General features: G+C 58.0%; 15 protein-coding genes. 10 read left to right on the top strand and 5 right to left on the bottom strand.

Going from position 1 to position 17,475, the window contains the following annotated elements; all coding sequences use genetic code 11:
• Nucleotides 1–346 precede the first annotated feature (346 nt).
• Together rne and WD429_RS03360 are read left to right on the top strand one after the other, a co-directional pair.
• The gene (gene rne / locus WD429_RS03365) at nt 347–3,376 is read left to right on the top strand and encodes a ribonuclease E (RefSeq protein ID WP_368420759.1); all 3,030 of its coding nucleotides are present in this window, start codon (nt 347–349) and stop codon (nt 3,374–3,376) included.
• A 3-nt stretch (nt 3,377–3,379) separates the two neighbouring features.
• Nucleotides 3,380–3,922 carry a YecA family protein gene (locus tag WD429_RS03360; RefSeq protein WP_368420758.1) on the top strand — a complete coding sequence of 181 codons (543 nt, stop codon included), beginning with the start codon at nt 3,380–3,382 and terminating at the stop codon, nt 3,920–3,922.
• Here the strand turns inward: WD429_RS03360 and WD429_RS03355 are convergent.
• On the bottom strand, nt 3,907–4,797 hold the full coding sequence (locus tag WD429_RS03355; protein WP_368420757.1) for a PHP domain-containing protein: 891 nt from the start codon (nt 4,795–4,797) through the stop codon (nt 3,907–3,909). The genes WD429_RS03360 and WD429_RS03355 overlap by 16 nt on opposite strands.
• Before the next feature lie 87 nt (nt 4,798–4,884).
• On the opposite strand from WD429_RS03355, the gene WD429_RS03350 reads away from it, so the two are divergent.
• From WD429_RS03350 to WD429_RS03340, 3 genes are all read left to right on the top strand, one after another.
• Complete coding sequence (locus WD429_RS03350; protein ID WP_368420756.1) at nt 4,885–5,184, top strand: YciI family protein; 300 nt, start codon at nt 4,885–4,887, stop codon at nt 5,182–5,184.
• Between the two features lie 94 nt (nt 5,185–5,278).
• Nucleotides 5,279–5,950, top strand: coding sequence for a TIGR04211 family SH3 domain-containing protein (locus WD429_RS03345; protein WP_368420755.1), 672 nt, complete (start codon nt 5,279–5,281; stop codon nt 5,948–5,950).
• A 4-nt stretch (nt 5,951–5,954) separates the two neighbouring features.
• The gene (locus tag WD429_RS03340; protein ID WP_368420754.1) at nt 5,955–6,245 is read left to right on the top strand and encodes a PilZ domain-containing protein; all 291 of its coding nucleotides are present in this window, start codon (nt 5,955–5,957) and stop codon (nt 6,243–6,245) included.
• A 57-nt stretch (nt 6,246–6,302) separates the two neighbouring features.
• Here WD429_RS03340 and rraA read toward each other — a convergent pair whose 3' ends face one another.
• Complete coding sequence (gene rraA, locus WD429_RS03335) at nt 6,303–6,782, bottom strand: ribonuclease E activity regulator RraA (protein WP_368420753.1); 480 nt, start codon at nt 6,780–6,782, stop codon at nt 6,303–6,305.
• 29 nt (nt 6,783–6,811) lie between these two features.
• Complete coding sequence (gene ppsA / locus WD429_RS03330; protein WP_368420752.1) at nt 6,812–9,184, bottom strand: phosphoenolpyruvate synthase; 2,373 nt, start codon at nt 9,182–9,184, stop codon at nt 6,812–6,814.
• Nucleotides 9,185–9,308: 124 nt separating this feature from the next.
• Here ppsA and WD429_RS03325 point away from each other — a divergent pair, with 124 nt between their 5' ends.
• A complete protein-coding gene (locus tag WD429_RS03325) occupies nt 9,309–10,124 on the top strand; it encodes a pyruvate, water dikinase regulatory protein (protein WP_368420751.1) in 816 nt (271 codons plus the stop codon).
• Between the two features lie 18 nt (nt 10,125–10,142).
• On the opposite strand, the gene WD429_RS03320 is transcribed toward WD429_RS03325, so the two are convergent.
• Nucleotides 10,143–13,067: an insulinase family protein gene (locus WD429_RS03320; RefSeq protein WP_368420750.1), complete on the bottom strand. Its 2,925-nt coding sequence runs from the start codon at nt 13,065–13,067 to the stop codon at nt 10,143–10,145.
• A gap of 99 nt (nt 13,068–13,166) precedes the next feature.
• Between WD429_RS03320 and WD429_RS03315 the strand changes: the two genes are divergently transcribed.
• From WD429_RS03315 to WD429_RS03305, 3 genes are all read left to right on the top strand, one after another.
• Nucleotides 13,167–13,640: a hypothetical protein gene (locus WD429_RS03315; RefSeq protein WP_368420749.1), complete on the top strand. Its 474-nt coding sequence runs from the start codon at nt 13,167–13,169 to the stop codon at nt 13,638–13,640.
• 102 nt (nt 13,641–13,742) lie between these two features.
• Nucleotides 13,743–14,450, top strand: a complete 708-nt coding sequence (locus tag WD429_RS03310) for an MORN repeat-containing protein (protein ID WP_368420748.1) — start codon at nt 13,743–13,745, stop codon at nt 14,448–14,450.
• A gap of 50 nt (nt 14,451–14,500) precedes the next feature.
• Nucleotides 14,501–15,601: a response regulator gene (locus WD429_RS03305; RefSeq protein WP_368420747.1), complete on the top strand. Its 1,101-nt coding sequence runs from the start codon at nt 14,501–14,503 to the stop codon at nt 15,599–15,601.
• On the opposite strand, the gene WD429_RS03300 is transcribed toward WD429_RS03305, so the two are convergent.
• Nucleotides 15,561–16,196 carry an NTP transferase domain-containing protein gene (locus tag WD429_RS03300; RefSeq protein WP_368420782.1) on the bottom strand — a complete coding sequence of 212 codons (636 nt, stop codon included), beginning with the start codon at nt 16,194–16,196 and terminating at the stop codon, nt 15,561–15,563. The two genes, WD429_RS03305 and WD429_RS03300, sit on opposite strands and share 41 nt — an antisense overlap.
• 132 nt (nt 16,197–16,328) lie before the next feature.
• On the opposite strand from WD429_RS03300, the gene WD429_RS03295 reads away from it, so the two are divergent.
• Nucleotides 16,329–17,180 carry a 6-pyruvoyl tetrahydropterin synthase family protein gene (locus WD429_RS03295; RefSeq protein ID WP_368420746.1) on the top strand — a complete coding sequence of 284 codons (852 nt, stop codon included), beginning with the start codon at nt 16,329–16,331 and terminating at the stop codon, nt 17,178–17,180.
• The last annotated feature ends 295 nt before the right edge of the window (nt 17,181–17,475 follow it).

The following is a 17,475-nucleotide window of genomic DNA, read 5'->3' as shown; positions in this document are numbered from 1 at the left end:
CCGTACGGAAAACCGTCGGGCGACATCGCGAAGAATCATTACCAGCACGCAGGGCCGGGCCGTCCAGCTTACGAATACGACGTGAGACCTTGGCACCAGCGTGAACCTGAAAACGGATAACATGCGTCAACAGACACCAACATTACACGACATCTCCCTGCCATCAGGCAGACGGACCGTCGGCGGTGGTCTCAGGCTTTCGGGACAGTTGCCCTCAAAGGCCTGACCCGTCTGGCCACCGGTTTGCTTCAGTAGTATGAAGCCCGGGGCACGCACGTTCTGCTTCGTAGGTGTATTTCCCTCCGGTTTTCTGTCAAAACCAAACGACAGGAACCTTTCCTTTCCCATGAAAAGAATGCTCATAAATGCAACTCATCCTGAAGAGTTGCGCGTTGCCCTCGTAGACGGCCAGCGTCTGTTTGATCTTGACATCGAATCCAGCTCCCGTGAGCAGAAAAAAGCCAATATTTACAAGGGTCGAATCACCCGCGTAGAGCCTAGCCTGGAAGCCGCTTTTGTCGACTTCGGCGCAGATAGGCACGGCTTTCTGCCTTTGAAGGAAATCTCCAAGGAGTACTTCAAGAAGTCACCGGGTCAGATTGAAGGCAAGGTCAACATCAAGGACGTGGTCTCCGAAGGCCAGGAAGTCATCATTCAGGTGGACAAGGAAGAGCGTGGCAACAAAGGTGCCGCTCTGACAACCTTCATTTCCCTCGCCGGCCGATACCTGGTCCTGATGCCGAACAACGCCCGCGCCGGCGGCATTTCCCGCCGCATCGAAGGCGATGAACGCGCCCAGCTTAAAGAAGCAATGAGCGATGTGCAGGTGCCAAAATCCATGGGCATCATCGTTCGCACCGCCGGTATCGGCCGCTCAACGGACGAACTTCAGTGGGATCTGGACTATCTCGTACAGTTCTGGGAAGCCATTACCCAGGCTGCCAGTGAGCGCAAAGCCCCCTTCCTTATCCACCAGGAAAGCAACGTCATCATTCGCGCCGTGCGCGACTATCTCCGCCAGGACATCGGCGAAGTATTGATCGACGCTCCGGCTGTCTACGAGGACGTGCTGAATTTCGTGCGCGCGGTCATGCCCACCTTCGAGAACAAGATCAAGCTGTACAAGGACGAAATTCCGCTGTTCAGCCGTTATCAGATCGAAGGTCAAATCGAAACCGCGTTCCAGCGCGAAGTGAAGCTGCCTTCCGGTGGCTCCATCGTGATTGATCCGACCGAGGCGCTGGTGTCGATCGACATCAATTCCTCCCGCGCCACCAAGGGTCATGACATCGAGGAAACCGCGCTGCAGACCAACCTGGAAGCGGCGGAAGAAATTGCCCGCCAGCTGCGTCTGCGTGACATGGGCGGCCTGATCGTGATCGATTTCATCGACATGACGCCGGCCAAGCACCAGCGCGAAGTCGAGCAGAAGGTGCGCGAAGCACTGGAAATCGACCGCGCCAGAGTTCAGGTCGGCAAGATCTCCCGGTTCGGCCTGCTGGAAATGTCCCGTCAGCGCCTGCGCCCTTCCCTTGGAGAAACCCGCAGCGAAGTGTGCCCGCGCTGCGAAGGCCAGGGGACCATTCGGGGTATTGAGTCCCTCGCCCTGAGCATTATGCGCCTGATCTACGAAGAATCGTCCAAAGACAAAACTGGCGAGGTTCGTACGATCGTCCCGGTAGCCGTTGCCACCTTCCTGCTCAATGAGAAACGCAAGCAACTTGCCGACATTGAAGCTCGCCAGGAAGTCAGCGTGGTTGTGGTTCCTGCACCTCACATGGAAACGCCGCACTTCGAAATTGTTCGCATGCGCGACGATGAAAGCGGTGTCGAGCACGTATCCAGCTACCAGGTGGCTGAAGAATACGCCCAACACGAAGAAGACGTGTTTGAAGCGCCCAGCGCCCAACCACCGGTTCGCGAACAGGCGGCAGTAAAAGCCATCCGTCCGTCCACGCCGGCACCGGCTCAAGCAAAGGCAAAATCGACCGCCCCAGTCACTGAGCAGGAAGAAGGGCTGTTCCGCAAACTTGGGCGGAAAATCGCCTGTTTCTTCAGTGACGAAGCAGAGGCAGGCCCCGACCAGAGACAAAAGGCACAAGCTGCCCGAGATGATCGCCGCACGCAGGATCGTCAGGACCGCCGCAAATCCCGCGTGGCCAGGGACGATGGCCGGAGCAGCAACCGGAGTGGTGGCGACCGTCGCCAGTCCGGCCAGCAAAACCGTAGTAGCGACGATAACCGCAACCGCAATCGTAATCGCGGTGACGACCAGGCCCGTGGCAGCCAACAAGGCCGCCAGAGCACTGATGGCAAGAGTGGCGATAACCGTCGCGGCAACCAGAGCCGCGGTCAGGGTCGTAACCGTCCTCAACGGGACCAGAAGGATCAAAAGGACCTGAAAGGTCAGCGGGATCAGAAGGAGCAAAAAGACCCGAAAGATCAAAACGAGCTGAAAGACAACCGCGAGCAACCGGACAACACCGCCAAGGCACCGCAAGAGAAAAGCGGGGGTGATGATAAGCGCCGCAAACCGCGCCGCGCCCGCAATCGCGACGGTTCTCCGACGGACACTCCAGCTTCCACGCCTGCTGATCGCAAGGCCGCTCGCAGTGACCGGCATCAGAAGGATACCCAGCCGGAAGGTCACCAAGAGTCACCCAAAGTTGAAGCAAAACCCGATGCCAAGCCAAAGGCGGCAGACAATCAGGCACCAAAGGCGGAGGACAAACCCGAGCAGAAAACGCCTCGGGCAGAGAAGCCGGTCACGGCAGCGGAAATTCCCAAAGTCGACACCAAGCAGGGGCAGGCCCCGGCTATCGATGAGCAAAAGGTGTCTGAGACACCACCGGCAGAGCCTGTAAAAACAGCGAAAAAGGCAGAGGAGCCGGTCAAGGCAGAGGCCAAGCCGGTCGCTCCCAAACCCGATGCTACAAAACCGGAAACACCGAAGCCGGAAGCACCGACGCCGGAAATACAGAGTGAGGCCCCGGCCAAAGCCGTTAATGAAAAGCCCGAAGCTAAGGCAGAGGCACCAGCACCGGCACCCCAGGCTGAAGAGCCCGCACCCAAGCAGGAAAAGCGCGCGGCCCAGCCGAAAAAGCAAAAGCCGATTGCGGAAACCGACGCTGCAGCAAAGCCGGCAGAGACGGTGAAACAGCCTGAAGCCAAAAAACAGCCAGAGGCGGAAAAAAAGTCTGAGCCCGAGAAAAAACCTGAACCTGAGAAAAAGCAGGAAGAAGCCGCCAGCGAGCCTTCAAGCGCTGAGAAGCCACCCGAAGTACCGGTGACTCCTGGACGCGCCTACAATGACCCGCGGGAAGTTCGTAAGCGCCAGCGAGCAGCGGAAGAGGCCAAAAAGGCCGGGGGTAACTGAGGCATGCTATCCAACTCGGACATCGAAGCACTGGAAGACATCCTGTTCGCGGAGCCATCGGGCGATGACGCTCTGGACTTTTTTGGCTTTCACGGCGTGGTATGTGCCAGTGTTGTCGGGCCCGTTGAGCTGACGGCGGAAGACATCTTTCGCCTGGCGACGGGGAGCGAACAGCTTCCCGGAGGCCAGGTCCCTGACATCTTCAGCCACTGCGTCACTCAACTGACCAGGGACATGGCCCATGCGCTTGATATGGGACAGCCCCTGGAGCTTCCGGAACCGGAAGACGGCGACCCGATGAACGCACTGGAAAATTGGTGCGCCGGGTTCGTGGATACGTTCCTGGAAAGCGAGGATGCCTGGTTACACGCTGGTGGCGAAGATGAAACCGCAGACCTTCTTGTGCCCATGCTGACACTGTCGGGCCTGTTCGATGATGAGGACTTCCAGAAGGTCCGAAACAGCGAGACTCTGTCCAGACAGATGGCCGATGCGATTCCTGAATCACTAACCGACCTGTACCTGCTGTTTCACGCCCCTGACTGAACGGGCGATGGGACCCCGGCAGGTTCTTTGAAATGATGCCAGACCGGCTCCAGCCCGTCTGGCATTTTCATTATTTTCCCCAGCTCACACCAGGGCGCTCCGGGGAAATGAAAATCACTCCCCTGAGATGCCAGCAACTCTTGCTGACGGCACAGCTCCACCAGGAACCCCAGGTCCCCACTGGACTGGCCAGAGGTGGATACTTCAATGGAACGCCCTCCGGCCCGCTTGAAATCGTGGACAAGGTTCCGAAGCTTGGTTGCGGTCAGACGGTATTTTCGTGGGTGCGCCAGGACCGCAATACCGCCGGCCGCTGTGATCCACTGCACCACCTCCGACAGCTCGGGCCAGAACGCCTTGACGTCTCCCGGCTTACCGGCCCCCAGATAACGCTTGAAGGCCTGAGCGGCATCTTTCACCCTGCCCTCTTCCACCAGCACCCTGGCAAAGTGCGGTCTGCCGGGCACATCACCGCCCGCTTTGGCCGTTGCTTTTTCCAGCAGATCAGCCACCCCGGTTTTCTGCAACCGTTCGGTAATCATTCGTGCCCGCGCCCAACGATTCTCATGTTGACGCGCCAGCGCTTCACGAAACGCCGGGTTCGCACTATCAAAATCCAACCCTACGACGTGAATGGTCTGTGTTTTCCAGAGGCAGGACAGTTCCGTACCATTGATCAGCCGGATGCCGGAGCTCTCCGCCTGTGTACGCGCTTCGGAGAGCCCGTCAATGGTATCGTGGTCGGTTACCGCCAGGTGGGAGACGCCTTTCTCCGCCGCCCTTTGAACCAGATCGGCAGGCGCAAGCAGGCCATCAGACGCAGTACTGTGGCAGTGCAGATCAATGCAGAAAACGGGCGCTTGGGGTATAGTCACAAACATTCCTGAAGCTAATGGGTAACTTGGAACGGCAGTGTATCAGCCATCGAGTTGCCCGCGCCAAACATCGTTCTGGAGAAACCCATGTACTACGCCATTATCAGCGAGGATGTCGAGAACAGCCTACCGCTTCGTCAACCCGCCCGGCCCGCGCATATAGAGCGCCTTCAGACGCTGAAGGCCGAGGGTCGTTTGCTGGTAGCGGGGCCACACCCTGCGCTGGACACCCCGGAACCCGGAGACGCAGGGTTCACCGGCAGCCTGGTGATCGCGGAATTCGACTCGCTGGAAGCGGCTCAACAGTGGGCAGACGCAGACCCCTACGTCGCTGCCGGCGCTTACAAGAAGGTCTCCGTAAAGCCGTTCAAGGCCGTCCTGCCCTGAGCCCACTATCCATGAGCGTATCGTAATAATACGCAGCTTGAACAAAGACAGAGCTATGACAGAATTGCCTTTTTTGAAATCAGGAAACTACCCAGTGATGCTCATTCGCCTCATTCTCAGTGCTCTCATTATTGTATCCTCCGTGGCGGTTGCTCAGGCGAGAACGGTTTACGTGGATGACCAGATCTATCTTCCGGTCAGATCCGGTGCCGGCTCCCAGTATCGGATCGTTGAAAACGCCTTACCCAGTGGAACGCCTCTGGAGGTCCTTGAAGAACCCGGCGACGAATATACGAAGGTGCGCACCCCTAAAGGGCGTGAAGGTTACGTGAGGAACCAGTACCTCAGCGATACACCCATTGCCCGGGATCTCCTGGAAAGAGCGACCCGGGATCTGGCGAATGCTCGCAGCGAACTGGAGCAAACCAGAGAGCAATTGAACGACGTGACGGCGGAGCGCGATGAACTGCACAACTCCGAAGCCTCCCTGTCGAGCCGGTCCGAAGAGTTACAGCAGGAACTGCGTCGCATCAAGGAAGTCTCCGCCGACGCGCTCAATCTGCAACAACGCAACGGTGAATTGCGTGAGGACAATCAGAAACTGCGCAACGATCTCGAAGTACTCACAGCCGAAAATGAGAGACTGGAAGCCAGTAAAGAATCCGACTTTATGCTGCTTGGTGCAGCGCTGGTGCTCGGCGGGGTGCTGCTTGCTGTGGTCATCCCGATGCTCAAACCCACAAGAAAAACAGACAACTGGGCGTAAACCCATGAAAGACTACTCGGAAAAGCGTGACTTTCATCGCATGCAAGTCAATTCGGAGATCGAAATCACCGATAGTAAAGGCGAAACGTTTGCCGGTGTTTGTCGGGATCTGAGCGCCGCCGGGATGCAGCTATATGTGGAACAGCCGGTGGCCATTGGCGAGGAGTTGAAGACCGTGCTCCACCCTACCAGCGACCAGTTCCCGCCACTGGAAACGGTCTGTGAGGTGATCCGCTGTGAGCCAGAGGGCGACGGATTCCTGATCGGGGCCAACATCAGCGAAGTCACGCGCTGAAACAAAAACGGCGGCCATTGGCCGCCGTTTTTTTGAGCACATCAAAAGCTCCGCAGGTTACACCAACGGCTTTTCAGAGACGATAATGCCGTTATTGTCGGCATACACATAGTGCCCTGGATGAAAGGTCACTCCGTGGAAAGTCACCGGCACATCCAGGTCCCCTAACCCCCGCTTTTCGCTTTTACGCGGATAGGTGTCGAGGGCCTGAACCCCGAGGTTGGTGTTGCCAATTTCGTCCACATCACGGATACAGCCGTAAATAATCAGCCCGGCCCAGCCGTTGCTCGCTGCTTTTTCTGCCAGCATATCGCCCAGCAACGCGTGGCGCCTGGATGCCCCGCCATCGACGACCATGACCCGGCCCTTACCGGGTAGCCCCACCTGCTCCTTGACCACCGAGTTGTCTTCAAAACACTTAACGGTAACGATTTCGCCGCCAAAAGCTCTGTTGCCGCCATAGTTCTTGAAACCAGGCTCGGCTACCAGTACTTCCGGAAATTCGTCACATAGGTCCGGGGTTATAATATCCGCCACGTTGTCGCTCTCCTGTTGGGGAAATAAACTCAGTCGATTTTTTCGTCGGCCAGGAAGAACCAGGTATCCAGGACCGAATCGGGGTTCAGGGAGACGGTATCGATGCCCTGATCCATCAGCCACTTGGCGAGGTCCGGATGATCCGACGGGCCCTGCCCGCAAATACCAATGTATTTATTAGCTTTTTTGCACGCCTGGATGGCGTTGGACAGCAGCGCTTTAACCGCATCATTCCGCTCATCGAACAGGTGGGCAATGATGCCGGAATCACGGTCGAGGCCCAGGGTCAGTTGGGTCAGATCGTTGGAGCCGATGGAGAAGCCATCAAAATGCTCCAGGAACTGATCCGCCAGAATGGCATTGGCCGGCAACTCACACATCATGATCACACGAAGGCCATTGTCGCCCCGCTTGAGGCCGTTTTCCGCCAACAGGCTGACCACCTGTTCGGCCTCACCAACGGTGCGAACAAACGGCACCATCACTTCAACGTTGGTCAGCCCCATCTCGTTGCGGACCTTCTTCAGGGCACGGCATTCCAGTTCAAAGCAGTCACGGAAGGTTTCAGAGATGTAGCGGGATGCGCCCCGGAAACCCAGCATGGGGTTTTCTTCATCTGGCTCATACAGGGTGCCGCCAATCAGGTTGGCGTACTCGTTGGACTTGAAGTCCGACAGGCGCACGATGACTTTTTTCGGCGCAAACGCCGCCGCCAAGGTGGAAATACCTTCCACGAGCTTGTCGACATAGAAATCAACGGGCGATGAGTAGCCTGAAATGCGCTTCTCGACGGTCTGCTTGATATCCCGCGGCAGGCCATCGAAGTTCAGCAGTGCCTTGGGGTGCACACCAATCATTCGATTGATGATGAACTCGAGACGGGCCAGGCCGACCCCCTCATTGGGCAGCGCCTGGAAATCAAACGCCCGGTCCGGGTTCCCCACGTTCATCATGATCTTGAACGGAATATTGGGCATGGAATCGACGGTATTTTCACGCAACTCAAAATCCAGTGCGCCTTCGTAAATCATGCCGGTGTCGCCTTCGGCACAGGACACGGTGACGTCCTGGCCGTCTTTCAGTACCTCAGTGGCATCGCCACAACCGACCACCGCCGGAATGCCCAGCTCACGGGCAATAATAGCCGCGTGGCAGGTACGGCCACCGCGGTCCGTGACGATGGCAGACGCGCGCTTCATCACCGGCTCCCAGTCCGGGTCCGTCATGTCCGTGACCAGTACATCGCCCGGCTGAACCCGGTCCATCTCGTTGATGCTGTTAACGATCTTGACCGGGCCACTGCCAATTTTGTGGCCAATGCTGCGACCTTCCACCAGCACCTTGCCGGTTTCATTGAGCAGATAGCGCTCCATCACATTGGCAGATGTGCGGCTCTTAACGGTTTCCGGGCGAGCCTGAACGATGTAGATCCGACCATCATCACCGTCTTTGGCCCACTCAATGTCCATCGGGCGCTGATAGTGTTTTTCAATGATCACGGCCTGTTTGGCCAGCTCTTCCACTTCCGCATCGGTGATACAGAAACGGTTACGGTCTTCCTGTTCCACTTTGACGGTTTCAACAAACTGACCGTCGCCGGGGCTGGAGTGATAGACCATCTTGATGGCCTTGCTACCCAGATTACGACGCAGCACCGCCGGGCGCGCAGCCTCGAGGGTCGGCTTGTGCACGTAAAACTCATCTGGATTGACAGCGCCCTGCACGACGGTTTCACCAAGGCCGTAAGAGCCGGTGACAAACACCACGTCCCGGAAGCCGGACTCCGTGTCGAGGGTAAACATGACGCCACTGGACGCCGTTTCACTGCGCACCATCTTCTGGATACCGGCCGACAGTGCGACCAGCTTATGGTCAAAGCCGTGGTGCACGCGGTAAGAAATCGCCCGGTCGTTAAACAGGGACGCAAACACTTCCTTCACCGATGTGCGGACTTGCTCCAGCCCCACCACGTTGAGGAAGGTTTCCTGCTGGCCGGCAAACGACGCATCCGGCAGATCTTCCGCGGTGGCGGAGGAGCGAACCGCGACGGCCATCTGGTCGTTGCCATCCCGGAGGCTGGCATAGGCTTCTTTCAACGCATTCTCCAGCACCTCTGGAAAGGGCGTATCGATCACCCATTGGCGGATGCGAGCGCCAACACGGGCCAACTCGTTGACGTCATTCACGTCCAGCGTATCGAGCGCCTGGTCGATCTTGTCCTTGAGGCCATCGGTGGCGAGGAATTCACGGTAGGCGTGTGCCGTCGTCGCAAAACCACCCGGAACGGTGACACCTGCATTGGCGAGATTACTGATCATTTCACCGAGAGAGGCGTTCTTCCCTCCAACCCGGTCAACATCGGACATTCCCAGGTGATCAAACCAGATAATGTAATCTTCCAAAGCACGTCTCCCTTGATTCATTAGAGCATTCTGCGCTGCGCAGTCTCGAACTTGGCGTGTATGATACTGTAACCTGTGGCAATTACCTAGGGAACCAGTCGAATCCGGAGCCGGACGAACCACCATGAAAAGAACTGCATTTTTTATTTCCGACGGCACCGGCCTGACTGCCGAAGCCCTCGGAAACAGCCTTCTCGCCCAGTTTGACAAGATAGACTTCGAGCGCGTCACCGTGCCCTACATCGACGATGCGGACAAGGCCCACGATATGGTCCAACGCATCAATAAAGCCACCGAAACCGACCAGAGCCGACCCCTGGTGTTTGACACCATCGTCAACAGTGACATCCGCGACATTATCTCGGCGGCCAACGGGTTTATGGTGGATATATTCGGAACTTTTCTCAACCCGCTGGAAAAAGAACTACAGGCGTCTTCCTCCTATTCCGTGGGTAAATCCCACGCCATCAACAACGAAGGCAGCTATGAACGTCGCATTAAGGCAGTCAACTTTGCCCTGGACAACGACGACGGCGCGCGCACCCGCCACTACGACGAGGCAGACCTGATTCTGGTCGGCGCTTCACGCAGCGGTAAAACACCAACGTGTCTTTACCTGGCCCTGCAATACGGGGTGAAAGCGGCCAACTACCCGATCACCGAGGAAGACCTGGACGACCAGCAGATGCCGGGCGCGCTTAAGCCTCACAAAGAAAAGATCTTCGGGCTGACCATCGAGCCGGAGCGCCTGGCCACCATCCGTAATGAACGCAAGCCGAACTCCCGCTATTCGTCGATGAAGCAGTGCATGCACGAAATCGAGGAGATTGAACTGATGTACCGTCGTGAACGGATTCCGTTTCTCAACACGACGGCGTATTCAGTAGAAGAGATTTCAACCCGGATCATGGTTTCCACCGGGCTGAAACGGAACCGCTAACCGCGGCTCCTTACCGACCTAGAGCTCCCGAATAGCCAGCCCCAACGCCTCAGCACGAACGCGGTTCTCCGGGCTGGTTACCACCGCAGTACTGGCATTTTCCGGCACCAGCCATTGACTGGCCACTCGCTTCAGATCGTCCAGGGTGACCGACAGAACCCGCTCGCGGAATCTGGCCCGCTGCTCAGGCGAACGGCCAAACAGTTTGTTGTGGAACGCGTGACGCGCCGCACCTGCCGGCGAGCGTGGCCGATCCAGTTGACCAACGACACCAAGAATGGATTCTTCCAGCTCCTGGGGGTCGTGCTCTGTTTGCTGAAGCCAGGTCAACGCATTATCGAAGTCGTCCAGCGTTTCCTCAAGGCGAGGATCGCGGTATGAGAAGAAGCGAAACGCCCCATTGACGCTGTCCTGCCCGGCACCGCCACCGTAGGCACCGCCCTTTTCACGGATCGCACGGTGCAGGTAGCCGTTGCGCAGAAAGCCACCGAGAACCGTTAGCGCTGCCGAGTCGGCATGGTCCACGGCCACAGTGCGGTAGGCTTTGGCGCAGAAGTTCACTTGGGTGGACGTCAGCCAGGCCTCACGGGTGGTGTAGTTGACCGGATCCATCTTCCAGACATTAGCTCCGGCATCCGCGACGGGCTCCCAGCAGGACTTGAGATCGTCCAGCATCGGATCAAGCTGGGCCTCCTCGCCAATCACCAGGAATTCCCGTGCCTGGTTCCGGACTTTCTCATGCAAGGCCGCCAGCCGGTCGCACAGAGCCTCCAACTGGCCAGGGTCGTTGAGTGATTTGTCCAGCGCTCGAGTGCCGCGAATGGCTTCCAGGCCACCGATGCGGAAAGACAGCCAGGCCCCCGGGCTCATGCCCTGAGAGGCCGCGCCCATGGCAAGAGCATGACCACTTCCAGTGACGGCCTGATCCCGGCGGGCGCGAATCTGCGCCACCAGTTCCCGCACCCGTTCTTTTTCATCAAAACGGGCACCGTGGAACGCGTCGTTCAGCAGACGAGTGAGCGCGCTGCGATTACGCGCCAACGCTTTGCCGCTGAATATCAGGTAACCGGTCAGGTCCTGCACATCGTCAATGCGACCCTTCGCCGAGAACGAGGCACCGATACCACCGGATTCGGCGGAAATACGGTCCTGCATCTGCAGGTAGTCCAGTTCGCCGCAACCCACTTCCGGTATCAGCGTGGTGTAATAAGGCAGCAGCAACAGCTCGTCTTCGGTCAGCGCGGGCACGGGCAGCACCACCTGCTCGTAGACCAAGCCATTAGTGCCCCGGGCAAATACCGTGGCGGCGATCTCACCGTCATAGCGACTTTCCGGTTCCGGCAACTGCAACGGCACGTCGGTCAGGTCTACTTTCGGCAGGATGGAATCATCATCCTTGCGCTGCTGGCGCTCTTCAAGCGCATTGGCACGCTCGACAATCTGCCGGATTTCGTCGTCGGTCAGCTCGGCCTTGCGGCGAGCCAGTGCGTCACGAATGGCCTGCTGGCGACGGCTTTCCAGCTGCTCATCCGGGCGCAAGGTCAGGGTGACCCGATGCGGGTTTTCCAGCAGTTTGCGGCGAATCAGCCCGGGAACGTATTCCGGATCGCGGATCTTCTCACGCATCAGCGCCAGCACCGGCTCCAGGTCCAGCAGCTCGACCGGGTCACCGCCGTGCACCATCGGTGAAATGGCACTCATGATCAGTTGCAGGCCGTAAGGGAACTGGTCGCCGGCGATTTCTCGCTGATGCAGTTCGAGCTGGTGCAGTATCGCGTCCAGACGCTCTTCACTCACACCCTCCTCAACCACGCTCTGCAGCGTTGTCTCAATCAGGGCCTCCAACGCTTTGTGCTGCTCCGGTTCGCTGCCTTCGATGCCACATACAAACGTCATCTCACGGTTGGAATCCTCAAGCCCACACATCGGAGACGGGGCATGGCCGATATCGGTCGTTTCCAGCGCCCGCATCAAGGGCGACGCGCTGTTCTCAAGAAGCACCGCAGCCAGCAACTGGCCTTCCAGGCTTTCCTGCAGGTCAAAGCTGTGACCCAGCAGCCACCCCATGACAATGTGGGTTTTCTCCTCGGTGCCCTCACCTTCGTTCACCGCATACCCCTGCTCTACCCGCACCGGCGCGAACATTCGCTTTTCATCCCGCACCGGCAATTCGATGTCCAGACGGTCGAAGCGTTTCAGCGCAAGCTCTTCAAAGCGTTCATGATGCTCATAGGCAGGGATGTCGCCATAGGTGGCGAAAATCGCATTGCTGGGGTGGTAATGGTGCCGGTAAAACCGGACCAGTTCCTCGTACTCAAGATCCACGATGTGATCGGGCTCGCCGCCACTGTTGTAGTGGTAGGTGGTCGTCGGGAACAGGTGGCTGGACAGGTTCTGCCAGAGCTGGGACGTGGGGGAGCTCATCGCCCCCTTCATCTCGTTGTAGACCACACCGCGATAAACCAGATCGGTAGAGGGATCGTCCGGCTTATCAAACTCCAGGCGGTGGCCTTCCTGCGCGAAATCCAGTGGGTCCAGCTTCGAGAAAAAGACCGAATCCAGATACACAGCCAACAGGTTGTCAAAATCCTTGCGGTTCATGCTGGCGAACGGATAGGCGGTCCAGTCGCTGCTGGTAAAGGCGTTCATGAACGTATTCAGCGAGCGGCGAATCATCATGAAAAACGGGTCCCGCACGGGATAGCGCTCACTGCCGCACAATGCGGTATGTTCCAGAACATGGGCGACACCGGTGGAGTCCATCGGAAAAGTCCGCAGTGCAACGAAAAACACATTCTCATCGTTATCGGCCGCCATGTGGAGATGCCGCGCTCCGGTTTTCCTGTGCTGATACTCTTCCACCGTCAGGTTCAGGGTATCGATCCGGTGGCTGCGGAGCTTCTCGAAAGCCGGATGGGTTGCGTTGTCGATCACAGCGGCCATTCAATCTATCCTGTCTTTAACAAAATGAGGGTTGTAGGGTAACACGGTCTATCGATTATCATGCATCAGTCCTGTCGCCATAAGGTAGCGTCCGAATCCATGACCACCGCTGAAAGCCATATCAAACCAAGTACGGGTTCTGTTCAGGGTCCGGAAGTTGCCGTCTGGTGGGCCGAACGCCGCCGCTACATCGAACAGATCCGCAAAGTGCCGGACGTGCGGCAGCGTTTCTGGCGCGAGGCCGGCCTGTATATGCTGCGCCGGATTCTATGGTCATTCGGTTTCTTCCCGGTGTTTATCGCGTTTTGGGTACCGTTTGTGATGTCGAGCTTCAACCCGGTGGTTATGGCCTCGGACCTGATCCCAGTACTCCAGGGGTTTGTGGATTCCAACCCCGAAGTACAGGCAACCAACCTGAGTACCCTGGCGATTGCCTGGGTCTCGATCGGCTTTTTCTTCCTGGTATTCGACTTCGTTCTGACACCTTTTCGCTCCCCCTACGAATACGAAGCCGACGTCTATATGCGCTCATGGGAACAGCTCAATCATGATCCGCTTCCGGACAAAGTGTGATTTGTCCTGCATTCTCGTTAAGTTCAGACACTTTGTGTTACATAACGTTGCATTCACTGGTTAAGATGACGGGATCTGGAATGCAGGAATGCGAGGTTCCCCATGGTCGACTTCAGGCCACTTCTGTTCGTCAACGCACTGGTTCTGATGCTGCTGGTCACGGCCGGATTTGCCTCTGTTCGCCAGGAAGCCGCACTGCCTGACAGCCTGGTCACCGAGCCGGATCAAGCCATTGAGCCCGTTCGCACCATGGAACCCACTCCCGTGGAACCCCCAGCTCCGCCCAGGGCAGAACCGTTTGCCATCGCTCCAATGCCCGAGAATCCCACCGTGGTCGCACTGGCTGAACCCCCTGCAACCATGGAAACCCTTTCCGACGTGCAGCCGGAGCCAGTCAGGCAGCCTCCGACGACGGGCAAGCTGGATGCCTACACAACCGTCAACTTCCAGAACGGCAACTGGATCGGAGGCGTCAAAACCGGCGATGGCACCTATGAAGACAGTCACGGTCTGCGTTACGAGGGCCACTTCGTAGATGGGCAGTTCCACGGCCAGGGCAGCCTTACCTACCCCGATGGCCGCCACTACGAAGGCGAATTTTCCAACGGCCATTTCCACGGTAAGGGGCTGCTTCGCAACCCCAGTGGCATTTCCATCGAAGCAACCTTCAATCAGGGCGAGCCTTATGGTCAGGTGCGCCTGACCACCGCGGCCGGCGAGATCTTTACCGCCCGCACCAAAGAACCCGGTGTTTGTTATCGGGACAAGAGTTACCGGGCCACCCAGTGCCCGCAACTGAAAGGCTGGTAACCCACCCGCCCGATAATGAACACAAAGCTGTAACAGGTTGAGGTTGTGACATGGCGATCAAGAACGCACTTCTGGTGGACGACTCCAAGGTAGCAAGGTTTGCCCTGAGCAAATTGCTGGCAAGCCGGGACATGGAGGTCAACATGGCCGGCTCCGCGGAGGAAGCCCTGGACTTCCTGAACAGCGCGCAGCGTCCGGATGTGATTTTTATGGATCACCTTATGCCCGGCATGAATGGTGTAGAAGCCATCAAGGCCATCAAGGGCAACCCGCATACCGCGGGCATCCCCATCATCATGTGCACGTCCAAGAAATCCTCATCGTTCATGGAAGAAGCGCAAAATTTTGGCGTCTACAACATCCTGACCAAGCCACCACACACCGAAGGTCTTAGCCTGGTGCTTGAACAGCTTGCCAGCGATGTTTCCGGAGGCACACTGCCAGAGCCACAGGAACCCGCACAGGTCGACGCTGCACCGGACGCCGATGAAGAGCCCCTCAACCTTCCGGCTGACGCCTCGCTAAAATTGTCGCCCAAGTCAGAATCCGGCCCAAAAACCGACGGCGAGTCGCCCCAGGTCATGCCCCTCACCAGTGACCTGATTGAACAAATCGCCCGTTCCGCCGTAAAAACTCACATCCACAACCGTCTGCATGAACTGTTAAGTGACTTGTTCGACGAACAGTTTGATCACCTCAAACGGGCGTTGGACGATGCCGGAAAACGACAGAAAGGCGCTGTAGACGATAAGCTCAAGGCACTGGCCGAGCTGGTGGATGAACGCACCAGCAATCTGCGGGATGAAGTGGCCGCTGAAGTGAACCTCAACCTCGGCCGGGAGCTCGCGGACCTGCGCAAGGAATTCGCCCACAACAGTGGGTTTACCAGCAAACACATGGCGGAGCTGAAAGACCACATCACCAGCGTTCAGACCATCGACACTGGTTTCTGGCAGACCCTGCAGTCCGAGGCCGTTCAGCAGGCCCATGAGATTTCACGGGATACGGCGGAAGACATCGCCCAGCGCACCATCGATCTGTTCGTGGCCCAGCAACGCTCAGCCACGTCCAAACTGTACACCATGGGTCTCGCGGTCAGCCTGGGTATCTTTACGGTCGGTATTGCCTGGTTGGCGGGCCTGTTTGCCTAAGGCGTGGCCGGATCGCTGACCAATCCCCGGGGGTATCGATATCATCCCCGGCCCCGGGGATTTCCACCCGGGTCGCACCGGCTTCGCGTAACACTGACGAGGCACCACGATCGCCTTCCAGGGTGAGAACCTCTGGCCATAACCAGCGTGGCACCCAGGCCGGCGCACCAGGCCGCCCGCCGTAATCGGCCGCAACCGGCTGCTCAGGCATAAATCGGGCCGCCTGACCCAGCGCCGTCAAGGCTCCGGGCTCCAGAAGCGGTTGGTCCGCCAGCAACACGAATACACCTCTCGCATTCGCTTCCAGGCTCTCTATGCCTGCGCGCAGTGACGCGGCCATACCTTCCTCCCAGTGCGCCACACGTAACCAGCGTGAAGGCTGTATTCGGCCACGAAAACGCACCAGCGGGTACCCGGCACCAACAGCAACGGTCACTTGCGTGCTCATCAGCCGTGCCTGCTCTATGGCACAATCCAGCAGCGTACCCTGACCGGTCTCCAGCAATGCCTTGGAGCGCCCCATGCGTCGGGAGGCACCCGCCGCCAGAACCAGTGCGGGGAATTGCTCATGGAGGCCTGTCGATGGATTATCTATGGTGGCACCCTCTTAGTGTGAACTTTTTAATGGAACGGCAAAATAGCGCTGTATGATCGACAGGCTGCTAGCTTTCCCGGATTTTTGCTAGAATCCGCCCATCAATCAACCTCACCCTGTTCGGACTGCCCGATGAATCACCTGTTTGTGGACAACCTCACCGTTATCGATTTCGCCTACCTGGACCCGAACCGGGGCCTGGTTGGTGAAAGCTGGATTGCCGATGTGGTCCTCGGCGGTGAACTGGACGACCAGGGCATGGTGTTCGATTTCAGTAACGTGAAGCGCACCATCAAACGGGTGATCGACGAGCGGGTGGATCATCGCCTGGTGGTTCCCCGGGGCTATGGCGGCGTCGCCTGGACCGAGGACGCGCCGGATACCTTTACCTGGACCATGACAGACGGCTCGAGGCTCGTCCATCGCTCACCGGACGAAGCTGTGGTCTGGCTGTCAGCCGAGCGGGTGGTGCCGTCTGCGGTTGCCACTCTGCTGGAGCGCGAGTTGATGGCGGTATTGCCGGGCAATGTCACCGATGTCGAGGTCCGTCTTCGCGAGGATGTCATCGAAGGCGCGTACTACCACTACGTTCATGGCCTGAAGAAGCACCTGGGTAATTGTCAGCGGATTGCTCACGGCCACCGCTCGCCCATTCGCATTGATCGCAACGGCCACCGAGCTTACGACCTGGAAAGCCGCTGGGCCACCTTGTGGCGGGATATTTACGTGGGCTCCGAAGAGGACGTGACCCGGCGTTGGGTGGCCGAGGATGGCATTGCCTATGTGACCTTTGAGTATGAGGCGAACCAGGGCGAGTTTGCGCTGACACTGCCGGAGCGCCGGGTGTATATGATGGCGACGGACACAACGGTGGAGTTGATCGCTGCGCATATGGCGGATCAGCTCAAGGCGGAGTTTCCCGAAGACGCCATTCGGGTCAAAGCCTACGAAGGGGTTGGCAAGGGGGCGATTGCTTCACGCTAGCATCTAAAGCCCTCTGGCTCCGAGTTTGCGCGCGGCGGGAAGAAGCCTCCCAAAACACGCCGTGAACCCATCCATGGGGGCTTGGTGTTGCCATCCCTGGCAACACACAGTTTTGGGAGGCTTCTTCCCGCCGCGCGCTCCAGCTTCCGAGAATGCTTTCCAATTTTCCTGCAGGCACAAAAAAACCGCCCGAAGGCGGTTTTTTTGATGGCTTTTCGGTGGACTAAACCGTTAAGCCGTATTGGCGTCCCCTAGGGGGTTCGAACCCCTGTTGCCGCCGTGAAAGGGCGGAGTC

The organism is Marinobacter sp., assembly GCF_040904845.1.
GTDB lineage: Bacteria > Pseudomonadota > Gammaproteobacteria > Pseudomonadales > Oleiphilaceae > Marinobacter.
Note: the sequence above shows the minus strand (reverse complement) of the source record. Positions and strands in the feature narration are given on the sequence as shown.

Coding starts and splice junctions, on each gene's coding strand:
- rne (WP_368420759.1), top strand. CDS start 347: ATGAAAAGAATGCTCATAAATGCAACTCATCCTGAAGAGTTGCGCGTT.
- WD429_RS03360 (WP_368420758.1), top strand. CDS start 3,380: ATGCTATCCAACTCGGACATCGAAGCACTGGAAGACATCCTGTTCGCG.
- WD429_RS03350 (WP_368420756.1), top strand. CDS start 4,885: ATGTACTACGCCATTATCAGCGAGGATGTCGAGAACAGCCTACCGCTT.
- WD429_RS03340 (WP_368420754.1), top strand. CDS start 5,955: ATGAAAGACTACTCGGAAAAGCGTGACTTTCATCGCATGCAAGTCAAT.
- WD429_RS03325 (WP_368420751.1), top strand. CDS start 9,309: ATGAAAAGAACTGCATTTTTTATTTCCGACGGCACCGGCCTGACTGCC.
- WD429_RS03320 (WP_368420750.1), bottom strand. CDS start 13,067: ATGGCCGCTGTGATCGACAACGCAACCCATCCGGCTTTCGAGAAGCTC.
- WD429_RS03315 (WP_368420749.1), top strand. CDS start 13,167: ATGACCACCGCTGAAAGCCATATCAAACCAAGTACGGGTTCTGTTCAG.
- WD429_RS03310 (WP_368420748.1), top strand. CDS start 13,743: ATGGTCGACTTCAGGCCACTTCTGTTCGTCAACGCACTGGTTCTGATG.
- WD429_RS03305 (WP_368420747.1), top strand. CDS start 14,501: ATGGCGATCAAGAACGCACTTCTGGTGGACGACTCCAAGGTAGCAAGG.
- WD429_RS03295 (WP_368420746.1), top strand. CDS start 16,329: ATGAATCACCTGTTTGTGGACAACCTCACCGTTATCGATTTCGCCTAC.